Raw genomic sequence first — 18,537 nt, forward strand, 5'->3', positions numbered from 1 at the left:
GTCTCTCCGCAATCTCGGTGCCCTACGACGCCCTATCTGCCCACTGACGCTCATCCAGCGCATAACCGGTAGCTCGCACCGTGCGGATAACATCGCGACCTAGCGCAGCTCGCATGGTCCGCCGGAGGCGCCCGACATGAACGTCGACAGTGCGGGGCTCCACAAAGGTACCTCGCGGCCATGCAGCCTCGATGAGATCGTCGCGGCTGAAAACGTAGCCTGGTTTTTGTAGAAAATGCCGGAGAAGGCGAAATTCGATCGGACTGAGTTGGACATCCATGCCGTTGCACTCGACGCGCCTTCTATCGAGTTGCATCGTGATTTCCGCATAAATAAGCGAATTGCCGAAAGCTTTTTCCGTGCAAGATCTTGCGTTGTCGTCTGGCGATAGATCTGAGAGATAAGATAGAAAACGCTCTGGGTTGAACGGGCGTATGAAAATTTCGCTCACGCCGGTTCTGAGCACTTCGAGATAAAGTTGTTGATTGCCTGCTCTCACGAAGACCGCGATCGGTAGCGCTGTATCGGCCAGTGTCTCTCTGATCTGGCTGACGAGATCACCGATGCGGAAAGCATCGCTATGATAGTCTATTATCACGGCCACCAAGTCATCGGATTTGATGCTAGCGAGAGCCTCCTCCGCTCCTTCCACCAGTGAAGCTTCAAAACCTCTCATGTTGAGGATCTGAGCGAGCAGAAGGTAGAATTCGTAATCCGTGGAGCAAATGAGGATGAGTGGCTTCATTGATGATAACCTTTCGATCAGTGGGCGGCAGCACGCAGAAGATGAGAGCGTCGGAGACTCTGCATAACCTTCGAACATTTTGACGCAACAAAAAATACCCGCAAGAATTGCGATATTTCCTGCTTCTTCCGAAAATCGCAGCAATTTACCTGTCATAAATGTGTATTGCACGTAAAGAGGGAAAATGATATTTGTTCGATCACAATTTTGTTGCATCAAAAAAGAGGCGCTCGCGAGCGAATTCGGTTGGCTCGCCCAAGATTCACGGTTGGTGTACGTTGAGATAAAGTAGGAAGTGGCCAGGGATCACACGACACATGCGGCATCCGCGGTCGTGACTCACTTGTGAGAACAAAGTCCGGCCAAATTTCGTCCCGTGCCGGACATTCACGGGAGAGCTTCCTATGACTTTTGCGGATCCATCAAAATATCGCCAGCCACCGTCCTCGACTGATGACATCTCTATTTGGTGTGATAAGGACCCTGCGCTCACGGCCCTGGCCGCAAAAGCGGCCTATGGTACCGATGCCACGCTTGCTGTGGCTTGGTGCGCTTTAGGCGCGAAGGTGGATGGACGTGCTGCCGACGGCCATTTCTTGTTTGAGGTTTTTTGCCTGTTGCGTGCTGACGAAACACCGGCGATGCTCTTCTCGGGTGGTGCAGCGCGGACTCTGTAAACGCAGATGGCAAACTGCTTTAGATTTCCTGAGGCTACAAATGGTCGGGCAGAACCGATATGCCTTCGTAGGTGACCCCTCCGCTCGGGTATCGGTCGGACGCCAAGTAATGCGATGGCAGGGAGAGGGAGGTTTCGAGTATGGCGGAGCGGTGGGCCGGCATGTAATCGGATAAGTACCCACTGCCTGGAGAAAAACAGCGACATGGCGGCAGCGCATGCCCGCGGCGCTCAGACCTTTTTCCGCAGCTTTTCGATATGCTCGTCACAAATCGCTTTTACCAATTGCTGCAGTGCGTCCGTACGTTCGCTAAGCCAGGCGAGCGCTTCTTCGGTAACCTTGAAATGCTCGGAATAGCGGGCTTTCACGTAAGCGTGGTTGATGATGTTGAACCAGGCAGTATAGCGCTGCCGATCTTGTGGCCAGATCTCAGCAAGCCGCCGATCACGACCTTCCGCAAGTGTCCTTAAATGGTTGAGGTTGTGTGAGGCGGGACTATAGTTCGTCAATGTCAGCAGCATAGCTGAGTAGCTATGTTCGATCGCTTGATGAAGAAGGAAAGCAGCGTGTTTAAAGCGCCCTTTCTCTACAAAGAGATGGATTCCATCCATTAGTGCCGTTGCAAAAGAATACCGTTCATCAAAATGTCCTTGTGCGGTACGGAGAGCATCCGCTGGAGTGAGCGGCCTCGGTTCGGCGAGTTCTTCGTCATCGAGTTCGTAAAGAACGATGCCGTCGCGACGGATTTCGCTGAAGAAATAATTGCCGAGTTTTAGTGCCGTGTTGACCTCGCGGAGCGAATGCACGTTGAGGCTGACTGGCGGCTTGACGATGCGGGGAAAGCGGTCGGCCGCCTTGCGCCAGTATGAGCCGAAGTCGGTCAGCTTGCGATTGTTGACGATTACCAGCAGATCGTAGTTGGACTTATAGCCTTTGCCGATGTTCTCTTCATCGACCCAATCGCCACGAGCATAGGAGCCGAAAAGAATGATCTTGAGGATGCGACCCTTCTTCTTGAAATCGGCCGTGCCTTCCTTCAGCGCATCTTCGAATTCCTCATGCACGATCTCGACAATCCGTGACAGTTCAAGGCGTTTGCGTTCCGGTAGATGATCAAGGCTGAACTTCATGGAGAGCGGGACCCTTTCTGATGATTCCAGTTCTAGGTACGATCCGGTTGCAATACCAGTCCGATATTGAATCTATGCCAGCCAGACAACGTAGCAGAAGAGATCTATCAGCCCTTGGATCGAATTCGCGTTTCGAGGGCGCCTGTTTAATAACGTGCTCAGCACGGGCCATAGTAAATTCTGTATGTTCCCTATATGTTTCTATAATGTAAATGAGAAGTCAAGTTTGACTCTAGAGTAAGGGGTCCGTCGCCTCCTTTATCCGGCAGACAAAGATCAATCGGCATGCGGACATTATCCCTCGAAGATTGCAGGGCGCTATGTCATTGTCTTTGCAAAATGTCCTGTCACCGGACCTTTCGGCATCCACCGACGGATTGTCTCGACGCCTTTGACGCCCTCCCAATTGTAAGCCGCTCCCGTTGGATAAACCCAAAACCCAAGAGAGGGCAGCGGCGCTCTGCAAAGGGCATTTCTCCCTTTTTGCGAGGTCTCGTTGGGCAAGAGAGGTCCGCTCGGCTCCCAGCCTTTCTGCTGGCGGACGGACCTCCTGCGGAAGTGTATTGGGTGCGTCGGGTCAGGCGTTCATTCCTTTGAACGACCACTGAACCTTCATTCTCCAAACATCGTGTAATCCCATGAACATACCCAATGTTTTACACCGTTATCCTGCTTTAGCGGACCCAATTGTTCCACCGCTCCAACAACTCTGAGGCATGCTCGTTGATCCATTTGGCATCTGGGATGACGATACTGTCGCGCACGTCCTCGGCGCTCGGCATCTGATCGCGAACTACTTGCGGCATCATCATAATCGCCGCGCTGCTCGGTGGCGTGCACAATAATGCCTCGCAGACCTTCGCCTGGATGTCCGGAGAATCCAGCCAGAAGGCGATGAGCTTCAGAGCATTGTCCCGATTGGGCGCCCCTTTGATAACCGTGAGACGATCGCCTACCAGAAATGCCGCCTTGTTCGACCAGGCGATTGAACGTCCTTCTGCCTTGAGCGCGCTTGCCCTCGTTAGCCAAATCTGTCCGATGCTGTAATCCTTCTCACGAAACCCCTGGACGCTCTGATCTCCGGTTTTCCACCAAAGCGAGATGGACGGCCGCAATGCGTCGAGTTTCTTAAGAGCGCGATCGACGTCGAGCGGAAAAAGGTTTTCGCGTTTGACCCCATCTGCCAAAAGGGCAGCTGCCATCACGCGCCACGGATCGTCGAAATTCGGAAACGAGCGTCCGCCCGGGAACTTTGAAGTATCCCACATATCCGCCCAGGTCACGGGCTGGTTGCCTTTAAAAGCTTGTGGATCGTAGGCCATCAATGTGGCTGTCGAAAACAGCCGCACGCCGGCCGGGATGCAGGCATCGGGAACAAGATCCTGGCGGTCCTTAAACTGGGCGCAAAAACCGTCAAGCGGCTCGGAAATCGCGAGATGATCCTTTGAGCTCACCTGGATTTCTCCATCGGGGTAGAGATCCCAGCTGACATTGCCAGTTTTCACCATAGCGGTCGCTTTAGCGCGCATCTCGGCGTTGGTTGCCGCTACGGAAATGACCTGGATACCGGTCTTGGCGGTGAACGGCTCGAACCACCATTTGCGTAGCGCTGCATCATAGGCGCCGCCAGTCGTGGCGATTACGACCTGCTCACTGGCAAGTGCTGGATTGGGCGTTTCTCCCAGAAGAATGGCTGCGCAAAACATAGCAACGCCGCTCAGCCGGATGGCTGCTTTTATTGTCATCAATGTTTCCCTCTTATTGTCCCGCCTGCAGCGGGTGTTTTTGCCGCTAATGCTGCTCCCGGCGGCTGTTCAGGAGATGTATGGAGCCCATCAAAACCAACGAAACGGCAACCACGATGACCGAGACGGCGGCAATGACAGGCGTCAGGTTGAAATCGATATCTTCGAACATTTTCCGGCTAATCGTCTTCCCGCCAGTATCGGAGATGAAGAATGCCACGGTCGCTTCGTCGAAGGAGGTCAGGAACGCAAAGACCGCGGCGGTCGCGACGGCGGGCGCCAGATTTGGAAGTGTCACGGCAAAGAAGGCTCTGAGCCGCCCCGCTCCGCAGCTCAAGGCCGCCAGTTCCAACAGTGGGTCCATTCTTTCCAGCGCTGCGGAAACGATGATGACGACAAAAGGTACCGCTAGCACCGAATGGGCAAGGACGAATCCCGTCAGATTCCCGGTCAGTTGCAAAGGTGAGAAGACCAGATAGAGCGCCACACCGAAGACGATTGCCGGTACGATCATCGGCCCAAGGCAGAGGGCCTGCAGCAGTGCCTTGCCCGGTAGTTTGCCACGTACAAGAGCAACCGCCGCCATCGTCCCGATGACCGTCGCTACTACGGTGGCTAGTGCGGCGATCTGCAGGCTGAAAATGGTCGAGCGCAGCCAGTCGGCATCGGACAGATACGCCTCGAACCAGCGTAGGGTCAGTCCCTGCGGTGGGAAGGTGATATAGGAGGCGTCGTTAAGTGCCAACGGTATCACCAGCAGCGTCGGAAGGATGAGAAAGAACAGCACCACCGCGATCATCAGATTGGATGTATGTCGTGCCATCCATGGCCAGACCGAACGATACCGGCGAACCTCGGACGATGGTGTTGCCAATCGCTGCGTAAAGGGTTCAGATTCAATGGACACTGTTCAAACCTTTGCTGAAAGAAAGTGCACGGCGAAAGAGCAGCACCAGCAGCAACGTCGCGGTGAGCAGGATGACCGAGAGGGCAGCCGCAAAAGGCCAATCCAGAAGGACGATTGTCTGTTGGCCGATCAGGGTCGCCATCATCAGCGCGCCGGGTCCACCGACTAGGGCGGGCGTGATGTAAAAACCGATGGCGAGAATGAAGCAGATCACACAGCCGGCGAAGACGCCGGATAGGCTGAGTGGAAAGGTCACGCGCCAGAAGGCGACGATCCGGGTGGCGCCGAGATTTCGTGCCGCTTGCTCATACGCGCTCGGCACCGAACGCAAGGCCGAATGGATCGGCAGGATCATGAAGGGCATCAGCACATGCGTCATCGCGAGAATGACAGCGCCCTCCGTATAGAGCATTTTCAGCGGCGTTGAGATAATACCGAGGTGGATCAGCCCGTCGTTGATGATACCGTTGCGACCCAGCAGTACGATCCACGCATAGGAGCGGACAAGCACCGAAGTCCATAGCGGAATGAACAAGCATGCCGTTCCGAGCTTTACCCACTTGCCGCGCATGCGCGCGATCGCATAGGCGGTCGGATATCCGATTGCAAAACAGGCAACGGTTACGATCGCTGCGATGCGGAAGGTTCTGAGCAGGACCTGAATATAAAGTGGACTGTCGAACACACGTTGGTAGGGAGCAAGTGGGGCTTCCCCGGAAAGGCTGATGCCGATAAGCCTGAGCACCGGATAAACGAAGCCTCCTGCCAAGAGGAGGAGCAGTGGCAGGATCAGCAAGATGGCCAATAGCGGCGAATAATGCTGGCTCGATCCTGTGAGGATCCAACTGCGGAAAGTGCCGGTTGATTGTCTCGCGAAGGATGATGCCACGGATTAGACCTCCGCTTTTGCAAACAGCCGCAAGGCGTTCGCTTCTGGGATGACGTCAACCAAGTCTCCCTGATGAAGGCCTGCCGCTACATTTCCGACGGGCATCTGGATCTGGAGGAGGCGGTCATCGCTGTTCTGGGTTCGTACGAAGAAGAGGAAAAACGAACCGGCGAAAACAGTTGCATCTATGGTGCCCGTCAGAATGGCGCCGCGGTCGCGACCGTGAGGGGCTAGCGACAACCGTTCGGGGCGAACCGCGATACTGACAGCTTGGCGTGGGGAAAAGGGGCTTGCCCCGTCTTCGGCAGCCGCCGCAGTAACGACATTGCCGCCTTTTGGCCGTATCATGTACTTCCCGTTATCTTGACCGAGATATTCGCCGTCGAGAAAGTTCATGCGGCCAATGAAGTCTCCGACAAAGGCTGAGGCAGGCGAACGGTAAAGATCGAGCGGCGATCCCACTTGAGCCAGGCGACCTTTTGCGACCACCGCAACGCGATCAGACATTGTGAGTGCTTCCTCCTGATCATGCGTCACATAGACGACGGTCGCCCCAAGGCGTTGCTGCAAGCTCTTGATTTCCAATTGCAGCGCTTCCCGCAGTTTCTTGTCCAGGGCCCCAAGTGGTTCGTCCATCAAGAGAACGGGCGGCTCGAAGACGATCGCCCGAGCGACGGCGACGCGTTGCTGCTGACCTCCGGAGAGTTGATGGGGATATCGATCGCCATAGCCGTCGAGATGTACCTGCGCCAGTACCGCCTCGACCTTGCGGCTGATGAGATCTTTGTCCATTCGGCGCATGCGCAACGGAAAAGCAATGTTGGCCGCCACCGACAAATGCGGAAAAAGCGCATAGCGTTGGAACACCATACCGATGTTGCGCCTGTTTGGTGCCACATAGGTAACGTCGCGCCGGCCGATCATGATCTGGCCGTTGCTCGGGCTCTCGAAGCCCGCAATCATCGTTAGTAGCGTCGTCTTGCCAGAGCCCGAAGGACCAAGGATCGACAGAAATTCACCCGCCCGGATCGCCAGTGAAACGCCGTCCACAGCCAGCGATGTGTCATATCGCTTCTCAAGCCCTTGCAGCGTAAGTGCTTCACCAATCAAAGTTCCTCTCCTTATCGTTGTCGTTATGAAAGGTTGTCGTTTGCGCCGGCGTTGCAACTCGTTCACCGATCGCTTGGCTTCTGGTCCGGCCCCCGAATTGAACTTTGGGAAGACGGAAATTTGCGAACGTGGTATGACTTTTAATGTCACATAATGTTTGCAAGCACGTCGCTTTTCATTTTTGTTGCAACAAAATGAACGTTTGTCAAAGGAAATTGGAGAAATTTTCAATGGAAATCGCCTCGGAAGACGAAGGATACCACCGACATCAGCCCAATCGCTTGGGCGAAATGGCGTATGGCAACATGAAGGAGCGACTGATCCGGGGTGCTTTTTCCCCTGGAGATAAGCTCACGATCCGTGCGGTTTCGGAAATGCTGGATGTCAGCACGACGCCCGCTCGTGATGCTATTAACCGCCTGGTGATCGATGGCGCGCTCATTTATTCCGGCCCGAAAACCGTTATCGTTCCTCACTTAAGATTGTCGGATCTCGAGGAGATCACGCAGATGCGCCTAGCCCTGGAAGGGCTTGCGGCGGCGCTGTCCGTCAAGGCTGCAAGCGAGGCGACGATCGAAGAACTGGAGCTACTTCAGGCGAAAATTGACGCCGCACTAGACGAAAAGCGTTATTATGACGCCCTCTGGCATAATAAGGAATTCCATTTCGCGATCTACCGTTTGAGCGGTATGCCCTATCTTTTGCAGACGATTGAGACCCTGTGGCTGCGGGTTGGTGCGTCATTTAATGGCCTCTACCCAGAATTTTCCGAGACCCGCCACGGTGCTCGCAACCATCGTGCCGCGATAGAGGCGCTCGTTGACAAGGATGCCGCGGCCGCCCGAGCCGCCATCGAGAACGACATTCGTGATGGATTTCGCCAGATGAAAAAAATCACCGCTGACCACGATCAAAGGAATCTCTCTCGTCGCTAAATAATTATGTTGCACTTTCCTTCTCTCCGTGTTTTTTTTGTTGCAACAAAAATGTGAACGGGATGCGAACGCGCATCTCGACATGGAGAGGGCAAGGCATGCTTCATCAGGATTTTCCATCATTTCGGCGCGCAGCGCTTAGGTCGCGCTCGCAATATTTCTTCGAGCGAGGGCAGATCGTGTTTCCCGATGGAACCACGCGCGTCACCATCGAGCGCGATCCTCTGCCGACGTATATTTCCCGTGGTGAGGGTGCCTATCTGGTTGATGTCGACGGCAATCGGCTCCTTGACCTCAATAACAATTTCACAACGCTGATCCATGGTCACGGCTATTTACCCGTCGCCGACGCGATCGCAGATCTGCTGCAGAAAGGAACCTGTTTTTCCAATCCAACGGAGCACGAGCTGGGATTGGCGGAATTGCTCGTGCAGCGCATTCCCGCGATCGAGCAGATCCGCTTCGTCAATAGCGGCACCGAGGCCGTCATGTTCGCTATCAAGGCGGCCCGCGCCTTCACCGGGCGGTCGCGCATTGCCCGCGTCGAAGGAGCCTATCACGGTGCCTATGATTGGGCCGAGGTAAGCCAAGGCGCGTCGCCCGCATCCTGGGGCCCCGCGGACGCCCCCGCATCCACGACCTCTTATATCGGTGCGCCGCAAAGTGTTGCCGAAGAGGTCGATGTGATCCGTTTCAATGATGTCGAAGGACTGGAGCGAAGGATGGCCGCGTCTGGTGGCGACCTTGCTTGCATCCTGATGGATCCCATGCCGAGCAGGGCAGGTTTGCTCGCTCCTGAGCCAGCCTTCATCGAAGCCATTTCCGATCTGGCCCGACAATATGGCGTTCTCGTCGTAGCCGATGAAGTGCTGAATCTGCGTCAGGGATATCGCGGTGCATCGGCGCGTTTCGGGCTGGTGCCGGATCTTATCGCCGCCGGGAAGATTATCGGCGGCGGCTTCCCAGTCGGCGCGGTTGGTGGTCGCAAGGAGGTGATGGCGGTGTTCGCAAGCTCAGGCGCGAGGCCAGCGGTCCCACAGGGCGGTACCTTCTCGGCCAATCCGGTGTCAATGGTCGCAGGAAGGGTGGCGATGGAGGCACTGACCTCGGCAAGCTTCAAGCGTCTTGATGAAATGGGTGCGCGTGTGCGCGACGGTCTTTCTGCCGCGATCGTGCGTCACAACGCGCCATTTATCGTTACGGGTTCGGCTTCGCTTTTTCGCATCCACCCCAAGCGGCAGGTGCCCCGTGACTATCGGCATGCTTTTCCGACACCAGAACAGAACAGTTGGATGACCAATCTGACAAGCCATTTCCGTCAACTCGATATCCTCCTGCCCTTTGGGGCCGCCGCCTGCCTCTCCACGGCGATGACGAATACCGATCTTGATTTGATCGTCGAAGTCTTCGGCGATTTTCTCGAAACCTACGAAGCCGATTTTGCTGGAGCAACCGTATGACCTCGATGTCTATAGAAACTGTCGCCGAATGCCTGGCTCGCTCGCTGGTGCGCCACGACGTCACCCATATATTTGCCCAGAGCCTCCCATCAGCGCTCATCCTCGCTGCTGAAGCGGCAGGCATTCGTCAGGTCGCTTACCGGCAGGAGAATATGGGCGGCGCCATGGCCGATGGCTATGCTCGACGATCCGGAAAGATCGGCGTGGTGGCCGCCCAGAATGGTCCGGCTGCCACGCTGCTGGTTCCACCCATGGCCGAAGCGCTGAAGGCGAGTGTTCCGATCGTAGCACTTGTGCAGGAGGTCGAGCGTGATCAGATGGATCGGAACGCATTCCAGGAGCTCGACCATATCGCGCTCTTCCAATCCTGCACGAAATGGGTGCGCAGGGTCATGGTCCCGGAGCGAATCGAGGACTATGTCGATGCCGCCTTCACTGCTGCTGCCTCGGGTCGACCCGGGCCGGTCGCTTTGCTGCTGCCCGCCGATCTGCTGCGTTCGGAGCTCACTGTCAAAACCCAATCACGATCTCTGAATCTTGGCCATTGGCCGCTTGATCGGTCGTCCCCTGATCGCGCGAGTTTGCAAAGGGCAGCGGAGTTGATCGCGAATGCCCGCAATCCCGTTGTAATCGCGGGCGGCGGTGTCCTCGGCAGCGATGCCTGCCATGAACTTGCCGCGCTGCAGGATCTGGCTGTACTCCCAATTTTGACCACCAACATGGGCAAGGGCGCGGTCAATGAGTATCATCCGCTTTCGGCAGGCGTGTTGGGATCGCTCGTGGGTCCCAGGTCACTCGGGCACCATACGGCTGCTCTAGTCGGTGACGCAGACCTTGTCATTCTGATTGGAACCCGAACCAATCAGAATGGCACGGATAGCTGGCGGCAAATTCCTGCTGGTGCTCAGGTGATCCACATTGATGTCGATCCTCAGGAGATCGGCCGCAATTATCAAGCGCTGCGCCTGGTCGGGGATGCGCGCGAGACGCTCAGAGAGCTTGTTCATGCCCTGAACGGGCAAGATTTATCCCTACGTCGGGACCAACGGACTGCTATTAGTGACCGTATAGCCGAGTGCTGGCGGCGGTTCGATGAGGATCGGCATCAGCTCATGCATGCTACCGCCTCGCCGATCCGCCCGGAGCGCATCATGGCAGAACTGCAGGCGTCATTGACACCGCAGACGACCGTCGTTGCGGATGCAAGCTATTCATCGATGTGGGTCGTCGGCCAATTGCGATCGCTTACTTCAGGAATGCGGTTCCTGACGCCGCGCGGTCTTGCGGGACTGGGATGGGGCCTGCCTCTGGCTCTTGGCGCAAAGGCAGCGAGGCCCGAGCATCCGGTGGTCGCCATCATTGGCGACGGCGGGTTCGCCCATAGCTGGGCGGAGATGGAAACAATGGTTCGTTCCGATCTTCCCATAACCATCATCCTTCTCAACAACGGAATCCTCGGTTTCCAACGGGATGCCGAGATGGTGAAGTTCGGGCGCTTCACATCGGCGTGCCATTTCGCGCCTGTCGATCATGTGCAGATCGCTCAAGCCTGCGGATGCCAGGCAGTGCGCGTTGAGGATCCAGCCGAGCTCACGGCGCATCTACAAGGTGGACTGGCAGGCAAGGGGCCGCTGTTTATCGAGGTCATGACAGATCCTGAGGCTCATCCGGCGTTGTCCTTGTTTGCCGGCTTGGATGAGGCTGCATGATGCCAGAGCCGTCTCGCATCGCCGTCGTGACAGGAGGGACGAGCGGTATCGGATTGGCGACGGCGCGAAAGCTATTGGCGGCGGGGCATTGCGTCGCCGTCTTCAGTCACAGCGCTAAAACTGTGACTGACGCAATTACCTTGCTATCCGCGGAGTTCGGATCTGGACGGGTCTTGGGCCGAGTTGTCGATCTGTCTGATCCTGTGGCTGTTACCAATTTCTTCGAAGAGCTTTCATCCACCTGGGGAGATGCCGAAATTCTCGTCTGTAACGCCGGGATATCGCCGAAGGGCTTTGCTGGCGCTCGGCCGTTCGAGGATATCGGGCTGGAAGAATGGAACGAAGTGCTGGCCGTTAATCTGACCGGCGCCATGTTATGTTGTCAGGCAGTCCTCAGGGGAATGCGACAGGCGGGGTTCGGACGCATCATTTTGATCGGATCGCTCGCCGGACGCACACGCCCTCGTATCGCCGGTGGCGCTTACGCCGCCAGCAAGGCAGCACTGGCCGGGCTGATGCGAGCGCTTGTCGGGTCGTGTGGTCCTTTCGGTATAACCGTTAATCTCGTGGCGCCTGGCAGGATCTTGACGCCCTTGACTGGCGATACCAATACGGCGGTCAATCGAGACGCGATTACACGCATTCCTTCCGCCAGACTGGGGACGCCGGAGGACATCGCCGCTGCCATTGCCTTCCTAGCGTCGGAGGAGGCGGGTTTCGTGAATGGTGCCATCCTCGATATCAACGGTGGCGAATATGCGCCAGCCTAGAGCCGTACAACGGTCCAGCGGGTCCAACTTCAAGTGCTCCGATGCGGCAGTGAAGCTCGAAGTAGCGGCCTGCAACGAAGTCATTATCTGGACCTGCGATGCAGAGCTGTTCCTGCCGTTTAGCTATATTCTGAAGACGGAAGGCTTTCTTCCCTCTTTGGCTTGCAGCGCCGAGGATGTTCTGGCTTCCTGCGCGAACCGCTTACCGTGTGCAGTCCTTTTCGATTGCACTCAAGAAGCCAAGGATGCCGTTTCCATATGCGGCGAAATCAGACGATCCAAAACATGTGACAACCACGTCCGCCTGATTGCGCTCTTGCGAAGCGAAGCACAGCCGCTTCACCTGGCCTTGCTGCAAGCCGGTGTTGATGACTGCCTGTTCAGACCGCTTTCTCCGGAGAAGTTGCTGACATCTCTCAGACAGGCCGCGGGACAGGCTATGGAAACGGCCAACTCAAAAGGGATTGCCTCGCTGGCTTCTGCCGACTTGGAAGTTGACGTCGACAGTCGCCGAATACATTGCAACGGTCGCGACCTTGCGCTGCCACCCATCGAGTTCAATATTCTACGTCATCTAATGAAGAGGGAAGGGCAGCTCTGCAGCCGTTTCGAACTGATTGCTTCGGCTTGGCCGGCTTCCGCCGAAGTCGCGCCGCGAACGGTGGATGTTCACGTTGGCCGCCTCCGCAAGGCACTCGGGGAGTTGCCCGGATGTAGTGCTGCCATTCGCACCGTCCATGCAGCTGGCTATGTGTTCAAGCCACGGGGCCCGCGAAAGAGCAATTCAAGCACATCAGCATAGCCACTTTGTTTGCATCCGGATTTTATTGATTCTTTCAATGCAGTTTGATTCGGCCGCTGAGATGGTCATTCACCGCGCTTGAAAGCTCCGCAGCTTCTCGAAAATCTCCGGCGCGATCTCGAATTGCCGGGCCTTGCCGCGCCCCATGGAGTTCTTCACGAACGTCTCCGTCAGTATCCCGCGCTTCACCAGCGGTTCGATTGTCTCCGTCACGCCCATGCGGGTAAGTTTTGTAATTTCGACTATATTTGAGATAGTTAGCGCCTGATGAGCTTGGTTCATGATGTAGAGAACACTCATCATGCCGACCTGTTTCAGCCGCGATTGCGGTGTCTCGTCCTCCTGCGGATGATCCATGATCTCATGCAGGATGAAGGCTGCAAACGAGAGACTGTGCCACTGCGTGGTTAGGGTACTTGTCATCTTTTTAACTGCATTATATAAGTCACTATAAATTACGACCGACGTCAGATTCGTCGCCGGACTGATCGTTGAATATTGCCACATTGAAGGATCATGCTGATGAAACGCCTTCTGGTTGGAACAGTCTTCGCCCTTGCCGGCTGCATCCCTTTATACCTCATTTCCGAGCGGCATGCGCGCGCCGATGATTGGGGATGTCAGGTTATCCTGTGCCTTTCCAATCCAGGTGGGCCTACACAATATGCCGCCTGCCGTCTCCCGATCAACAAGCTCTGGCAGGAGCTTGCCAAGGGGCATTCCTTTCCCACCTGCAACGGTGTCGGCTTCCGGGCATCGCGTCCTGGTTACGAGCCCTATTTCTGCGATGACAGCTATCGCCTGACAACACGCTATGGTGAGCGCGGCCAACAGGAGACCTGCGTTTCGCGAACCCTTTCCAAGGTTGACGGCGGTTATTGCGCTTCCGGCCGTGATGGTAGCGCTAGAGACGACGGGCTGGTGATATCGGCGCGCTGGCAGCGGGATGGCCGGAACGTACAGTGCATGGGCTATCCAACGGCGCGGCCGAATGTGCGATCCGAGCCCCATTATGTCGATGTGACCATCGACGGCGTTGGAAACCAGCGGGTGTGGTACTGATCATGGCCGTCTCCTTCACCGATCTTGCCCAGACCTGTGCGCCGGCGATTGCCATCGAAACGCTTGCAGCGGTTGTCAGTCTCGAAAGCCAGTTCCAGCCTTTTGATATTCGCGTGCGAGGAAGTTCATCTCTCCATGAACAGCCAAAGAACAAAGCCGAAGCGGTCGAAACCGCAACGGTGCTGATGGCGGAGCATAAAGATGTCCAGCTAGGGCTTGGCGGCATTGGCATCGCCGAATTGCGCAAATTTGATCTCAGTATCGCGGATGCCTTCGATCCGTGCCTCAACCTCAAGGCAACGGCGACACTGCTCGATGGTTATTATCGTTTGGCCGTGCGCGGCGGCGCGACATTGCAACAGGCTGAGCGCGTGATGCTGCAATCCTACTACGGGCGCTCCGATCCTTCGGTCGGAAAGATGGCTCAGTATGACGATCAGGTCCAAAGCGAGGCCAAGCGGCTCTCGAAGACCCTGTCCACCATAGCGATAGGGCAGAGTGCGCGGCGGCCGACGGTTCCCCAATTCCAGACCAATGATCCGTCCTTGAACGGTGAGGAAAGGTCTTTGCCCGAACGGTCGGTGAAACCACCGTCTTGGGATGTCTTCCATGTAGCGCGGCAATCACCCGCGCTGGTCTTCCAAAATGATCAACCGGAGCAGTCTGAATGATGTCGAGGATCAATATTCGTGCATTTAGTGCCACCGTTGCGATGGCAACTGTTCTTTCGATCGCCATGATCGAGCCTGCCTTCGCGCAGAGCGCCGGCGGGATCGAGACGGTTCTGCAGAATATCGTCACCTTGCTCACCGGCAACGTCGCCAAGCTCCTGGCAACGATCGCCGTCATCATCGTCGGTATCGCCTGGATGTTCGGCTATCTCGATCTTCGCAAGGCCGCCTATGTTGTGCTTGGTATCGGCATTCTCTTTGGCGCCTCGCAGATCGTCAGCACGATTTCCGGGGGCTGAAGGCAATGGTGGAGAGGGTTTTGCTTGAGGAAGATACCCTGTTCCTGGCCTGCACTCGGCCGGCGATGATCGCCGGGGTGACGATGGAGGCCATGGGCGTCAACATTATGCTGACGACAATCCTCTACATTGTAGCTGGCTCGATTGCCTATGGGCTTGTCGGTGTGGTCTTTCATTTCATTTTTCGCTCACTCGTCAAGCATGACCACAACATGTTCCGCATTCTGCTGGCCTGGATCGAAACCCGCGGTCGTTCGCGCAACGGCGCCTATTGGAGGGGTGCTTCGCTGACGCCGTTGAGGCTGGTGCGACACTATGACGAAAGGGACCTTGGCCATGCCTAATGTGTCCCGTCTCAAATCCCGTGAACTCGAGCCGGAAACCTTCATCCCCTATGTCCGGCACGTGGACGAGACCGTGATCGCGCTCGATTCCAGGGCTTTGCTAGCGATGATCGCCGTGGAGGGCGTATCGTTCGAGACAATCGATCCTATCGATTTGAACAGTCTGCAGCGCGATCTCAACACGCTCTACCGCAACATTGCGGACGAGCGTCTTGCAATCTGGACCCACCTCATCCGCCGCCGCGATAACACTTATCCCGACGGTGGATTCACCAATCCCTTCTCGGCAGCTCTGAATGACAAATATCGCGAGCGGATGGTGAGAGAAGACCTATTTCGCAACGATCTCTATCTCTCCCTGCTTTGGCATCCCGGACGCGATCCAGCCGAACGGCTTGCAAGTCTGTTGCCACGTCTTCGCAAGGCCCAACGAGCTACTGTCGAGCTCGATGAGGGCAGCTTGAAGCATTTGCGGGACAAGGTAACCGATGTCACTGCCGGACTGAGACGCTTCGGCCCCCGCGTGCTGTCGCTCTACGATCAGAACGGCATCCTGTTTTCCGAACCGAGCGAGGTGCTGCATCAGTTGATCGGCGGCCGCCGAGAACCGATCCCATTGACGGAAGGCAGGGTCTCCTCGGCGATCTATTCCGATCGTGTGATCTTCGGGCGGGAGACCGTCGAGATCCGCGATGAAGGGACAAGCCGTTATGCGGGCATGTTCGGTTTCAAGGAATATCCGGCGAGAACCCGCGGCGGTATGCTGGACGGCATTCTGACGGCACCTTTCGAGCTGATCCTCACCCAGTCCTTCGCGTTCAGGTCCAAAACCGATGCACGCACTATCATGGGCCGCAAGCAGAACCAAATGGTGAGTGCGCTCGACAAGGCAGCCTCCCAAATTGAAGAGCTTGATGCGGCAATGGACGAGCTGGAATCGAACCGTTTCGTGCTCGGCGAACACCATCTGACCCTCGGAGTCTTCGCTTCATCTGTCAAAGACCTTGCTGACAATCTTGCGAAGGTGCGCTCGCATCTGACCAATGGTGGCGCCGTCGTGGCGCGTGAGGATCTAGGGCTGGAAGCTGCATGGTGGGCACAATTGCCCGGTAATTTTCGGTATCGGGCCCGTTCCGGTGCAATCACCTCGCGGAATTTTGCAGCACTTTCTCCGTTTCATTCCTATCCCATGGGCAGGAAGGACGGCAACGAATGGGGACCAGCCGTCGCCATGCTGAAGACGGCGTCGGGCTCGCCGTTCTATTTCAATTTCCACTATGGCGATCTGGGCAACACCTTCGTCTGCGGTCCGTCGGGTGCTGGCAAGACCGTACTTCTCAATTTCATGCTATCGCAACTCGAAAAGCATGACCCGCACATGGTCTTCTTCGACAAGGATCGTGGCGCCGACCTCTTCGTCCGGGCTGCCGGCGGTACCTATTTGCCGCTAAAGAACGGGCTTCCCACCGGATGTGCACCGCTGAAAGCCTTAGAGCTGACACCGGAGAACAAGATATTCCTGGCACGATTTATCGCCAAGCTAGCCGGAGCGGCGGCGCGTGATTTTGCGGTCAGCGATGTCAGCGATATCGCGCTGGCGATCGATGGTCTTGCTGATCTGCCGAAAGAGCAGCGCACGATCGGCGCTTTGCGCACCTTTCTCAACAATACCGATCCGGAAGGGATCGCGGCGCGCCTGCGTCGGTGGGAAAGAGGCGGGCCGCTTGGTTGGGTCTTCGACAACGACGCCGATGAGATCGGTATCGGCGCCAAATTTCTCGGATACGACATGACCGATTTCCTCGACAACGAGGAAATCCGCAATCCCTTGATGGCTTATCTTTTCCATCGGGTCGAACAGTTGATCGATGGCCGACGGATCATCATTGTTATCGACGAGTTCTGGAAGGCGCTGCAGGACGAGAGCTTTCTTGATCTTGCCCAGAATAAGCTCAAGACCATTCGCAAGCAGAACGGCTTGATGCTCTTTGCCACGCAAAGCCCGCGAGACGCCATCAACTCACCGATCGCGCATACGATCATCGAGCAGTGCCCAACCCAGGTTTTCCTACCGAATTCCCGCGGTGATCAAGACGATTATGTCAGTGGCTTCAAGCTCACCGAACGCGAATTCGAGTTGGTTGCCCGCGAGCTCTCCGCCGAAAGCCGGCGCTTTATCGTTAAACAGGGTCACAACAGCGTTGTCGCCGAGCTCAATCTCAACGGTTTTGGCGACGAGCTCGCAATCCTCTCCGGGCGAACGGCAAACGTGGAACTTGCCGAGGCGATCCGGGCAGAGCTTGGCGATGACCGGGACGAATGGTTGCGGATATTCCAACAGACAAGGAGTGCAAGCTGATGGCGCAGAGCAGAATGATTCCCATGACAGCGATAGTACTGTTCCTTTCTTCGCATGCCGCCGACGCACAGGGTATCCCTGTTATCGACCAGACCGCGATTGCCAAGCAGATCGAAAGCATAACCCAACTGAAATCGCAGCTCGATGCGCTGAACCAGCAACTCCAGCAGGCCCAGCAGCTCTACGGTTCGCTAAACAAGCTGACCAACATGGCCGACGTCGCCAGCCTGTTGAACGATCCGGCGATCCGCAAGGCGTTGCCAGGGGACTTTTCTGCCGTCGAAAGCCTGCTCAGGGGCGCAGGTTCAGGCACGCTTGGCGATGCCGCCTCAAAGTTCTTGACCGACAATTCGACCTACAAAACGAGCGCTAACGACTTTTATGCTCAAGAACTGTCGCGTCTTCAGAACAAGAATGCTGGGCAAATGGGCCTCGGCCAGCAGATTTACGATACCGCGACCAAGCGGATCGACGGGATTGATCAATTACGCCGGCAAATCTCTTCGGCGAGCGATGCCAAGGACATCGCCGACCTGCAGGCGCGGCTGCAGGCCGAAACGGCCTTTCTCCAGACCGATATGCTCAGGATGCAGGCGTTGCAGATGGTGCAGCAGGCCCAGGTTCAGGTCGATGAACAGCGCAAGGCCGAGGATTGGCGCAAGCGCATGGATGCGATGGGAGCGGCCCTTCAATGAAGTTTCTTGTTCTCCTCACACTCGGTGTCTCTTTGTTCGGCTGCTCGAAGCCCGAACGTATCTATTCGGTCGACGAGCTGATGGCTAACCAGACGCTGCTGTCGGATCTCATCGCCAAATGCAAAAGCAATCCCGGCGAGTTGCGAGCCACGCCGAACTGCGTGAATGCCGAGGCGGCGGATTGGAAATCCCGCCTGGAGCGCATGGGCAAAGCGCTTGGAGGCTGAG

The 18,537-nt window shown here is 56.4% G+C and carries 20 protein-coding genes; 13 read left to right on the plus strand and 7 right to left on the minus strand.

Going from position 1 to position 18,537, the window contains the following annotated elements; all coding sequences use genetic code 11:
• Window positions 1-22: 22 nt before the first annotated feature.
• On the minus strand, window positions 23-901 hold the full coding sequence (locus tag FBZ97_RS21005) for a response regulator transcription factor (RefSeq protein ID WP_186449528.1): 879 nt from the start codon (window positions 899-901) through the stop codon (window positions 23-25).
• A 248-nt stretch (window positions 902-1,149) separates the two neighbouring features.
• Here FBZ97_RS21005 and FBZ97_RS21010 point away from each other — a divergent pair, with 248 nt between their 5' ends.
• Window positions 1,150-1,422 carry a hypothetical protein gene (locus tag FBZ97_RS21010; RefSeq protein WP_246661821.1) on the plus strand — a complete coding sequence of 91 codons (273 nt, stop codon included), beginning with the start codon at window positions 1,150-1,152 and terminating at the stop codon, window positions 1,420-1,422.
• Between the two features lie 230 nt (window positions 1,423-1,652).
• On the opposite strand, the gene FBZ97_RS21015 is transcribed toward FBZ97_RS21010, so the two are convergent.
• From FBZ97_RS21015 to FBZ97_RS21035, 5 genes are all read right to left on the minus strand, one after another.
• Window positions 1,653-2,552 (minus strand): nucleotidyltransferase and HEPN domain-containing protein, encoded by a 900-nt coding sequence (locus FBZ97_RS21015; protein ID WP_145321855.1) that lies wholly within the window; start codon window positions 2,550-2,552, stop codon window positions 1,653-1,655.
• Between the two features lie 674 nt (window positions 2,553-3,226).
• Window positions 3,227-4,258: an extracellular solute-binding protein gene (locus FBZ97_RS21020; RefSeq protein ID WP_246661829.1), complete on the minus strand. Its 1,032-nt coding sequence runs from the start codon at window positions 4,256-4,258 to the stop codon at window positions 3,227-3,229.
• Window positions 4,259-4,343: 85 nt separating this feature from the next.
• Window positions 4,344-5,120, minus strand: a complete 777-nt coding sequence (locus FBZ97_RS21025) for an ABC transporter permease (RefSeq protein WP_145322097.1) — start codon at window positions 5,118-5,120, stop codon at window positions 4,344-4,346.
• 73 nt (window positions 5,121-5,193) lie between these two features.
• Window positions 5,194-6,093, minus strand: coding sequence for an ABC transporter permease (locus FBZ97_RS21030; RefSeq protein WP_246661822.1), 900 nt, complete (start codon window positions 6,091-6,093; stop codon window positions 5,194-5,196).
• Window positions 6,094-6,096: 3 nt separating this feature from the next.
• Window positions 6,097-7,203 (minus strand): ABC transporter ATP-binding protein, encoded by a 1,107-nt coding sequence (locus FBZ97_RS21035; protein ID WP_145322101.1) that lies wholly within the window; start codon window positions 7,201-7,203, stop codon window positions 6,097-6,099.
• Window positions 7,204-7,433: 230 nt separating this feature from the next.
• Here FBZ97_RS21035 and FBZ97_RS21040 point away from each other — a divergent pair, with 230 nt between their 5' ends.
• From FBZ97_RS21040 to FBZ97_RS21060, 5 genes are all read left to right on the plus strand, one after another.
• On the plus strand, window positions 7,434-8,138 hold the full coding sequence (locus FBZ97_RS21040) for a GntR family transcriptional regulator (RefSeq protein WP_145321859.1): 705 nt from the start codon (window positions 7,434-7,436) through the stop codon (window positions 8,136-8,138).
• A gap of 98 nt (window positions 8,139-8,236) precedes the next feature.
• Complete coding sequence (locus FBZ97_RS21045) at window positions 8,237-9,598, plus strand: aspartate aminotransferase family protein (protein WP_113389746.1); 1,362 nt, start codon at window positions 8,237-8,239, stop codon at window positions 9,596-9,598.
• The gene (locus FBZ97_RS21050) at window positions 9,595-11,307 is read left to right on the plus strand and encodes an acetolactate synthase catalytic subunit (RefSeq protein ID WP_145321861.1); all 1,713 of its coding nucleotides are present in this window, start codon (window positions 9,595-9,597) and stop codon (window positions 11,305-11,307) included. Before FBZ97_RS21045 ends, FBZ97_RS21050 begins: the two co-directional genes overlap by 4 nt.
• The gene (gene fabG, locus FBZ97_RS21055; RefSeq protein ID WP_145321864.1) at window positions 11,304-12,077 is read left to right on the plus strand and encodes a 3-oxoacyl-ACP reductase FabG; all 774 of its coding nucleotides are present in this window, start codon (window positions 11,304-11,306) and stop codon (window positions 12,075-12,077) included. Before FBZ97_RS21050 ends, fabG begins: the two co-directional genes overlap by 4 nt.
• A 49-nt stretch (window positions 12,078-12,126) precedes the next feature.
• The gene (locus tag FBZ97_RS21060; protein WP_186449529.1) at window positions 12,127-12,879 is read left to right on the plus strand and encodes a response regulator transcription factor; all 753 of its coding nucleotides are present in this window, start codon (window positions 12,127-12,129) and stop codon (window positions 12,877-12,879) included.
• A 69-nt stretch (window positions 12,880-12,948) separates the two neighbouring features.
• Here the strand turns inward: FBZ97_RS21060 and FBZ97_RS21065 are convergent, their stop codons facing one another.
• Window positions 12,949-13,302, minus strand: a complete 354-nt coding sequence (locus FBZ97_RS21065) for a MarR family transcriptional regulator (RefSeq protein ID WP_034519737.1) — start codon at window positions 13,300-13,302, stop codon at window positions 12,949-12,951.
• A 99-nt stretch (window positions 13,303-13,401) separates the two neighbouring features.
• On the opposite strand from FBZ97_RS21065, the gene FBZ97_RS21070 reads away from it, so the two are divergent.
• Genes FBZ97_RS21070 through FBZ97_RS21100 form a run of 7 tightly spaced genes read left to right on the plus strand, consistent with a single transcriptional unit; the run spans window position 13,402 to window position 18,536 of the window.
• On the plus strand, window positions 13,402-13,941 hold the full coding sequence (locus FBZ97_RS21070; protein ID WP_145321868.1) for a hypothetical protein: 540 nt from the start codon (window positions 13,402-13,404) through the stop codon (window positions 13,939-13,941).
• 2 nt (window positions 13,942-13,943) lie between these two features.
• A complete protein-coding gene (locus tag FBZ97_RS21075; RefSeq protein ID WP_145321870.1) occupies window positions 13,944-14,612 on the plus strand; it encodes a lytic transglycosylase domain-containing protein in 669 nt (222 codons plus the stop codon).
• Window positions 14,609-14,911, plus strand: coding sequence for a TrbC/VirB2 family protein (locus tag FBZ97_RS21080; protein WP_145321873.1), 303 nt, complete (start codon window positions 14,609-14,611; stop codon window positions 14,909-14,911). Before FBZ97_RS21075 ends, FBZ97_RS21080 begins: the two co-directional genes overlap by 4 nt.
• 5 nt (window positions 14,912-14,916) lie before the next feature.
• Window positions 14,917-15,255, plus strand: a complete 339-nt coding sequence (locus FBZ97_RS21085) for a type IV secretion system protein VirB3 (RefSeq protein WP_113367162.1) — start codon at window positions 14,917-14,919, stop codon at window positions 15,253-15,255.
• Window positions 15,248-17,614: a VirB4 family type IV secretion system protein gene (locus FBZ97_RS21090; RefSeq protein ID WP_145321875.1), complete on the plus strand. Its 2,367-nt coding sequence runs from the start codon at window positions 15,248-15,250 to the stop codon at window positions 17,612-17,614. The genes FBZ97_RS21085 and FBZ97_RS21090 overlap by 8 nt, the downstream gene beginning before the upstream one ends.
• A gap of 23 nt (window positions 17,615-17,637) precedes the next feature.
• Window positions 17,638-18,309: a P-type DNA transfer protein VirB5 gene (virB5, locus tag FBZ97_RS21095; RefSeq protein ID WP_246661830.1), complete on the plus strand. Its 672-nt coding sequence runs from the start codon at window positions 17,638-17,640 to the stop codon at window positions 18,307-18,309.
• A complete protein-coding gene (locus FBZ97_RS21100; protein ID WP_113352763.1) occupies window positions 18,306-18,536 on the plus strand; it encodes an EexN family lipoprotein in 231 nt (76 codons plus the stop codon). Before virB5 ends, FBZ97_RS21100 begins: the two co-directional genes overlap by 4 nt.
• Window position 18,537 lies beyond the last annotated feature (1 nt).

It is taken from the genome of Rhizobium sp. ERR 942 (assembly GCF_007828395.1).
Lineage (GTDB): Bacteria > Pseudomonadota > Alphaproteobacteria > Rhizobiales > Rhizobiaceae > Rhizobium > Rhizobium dioscoreae.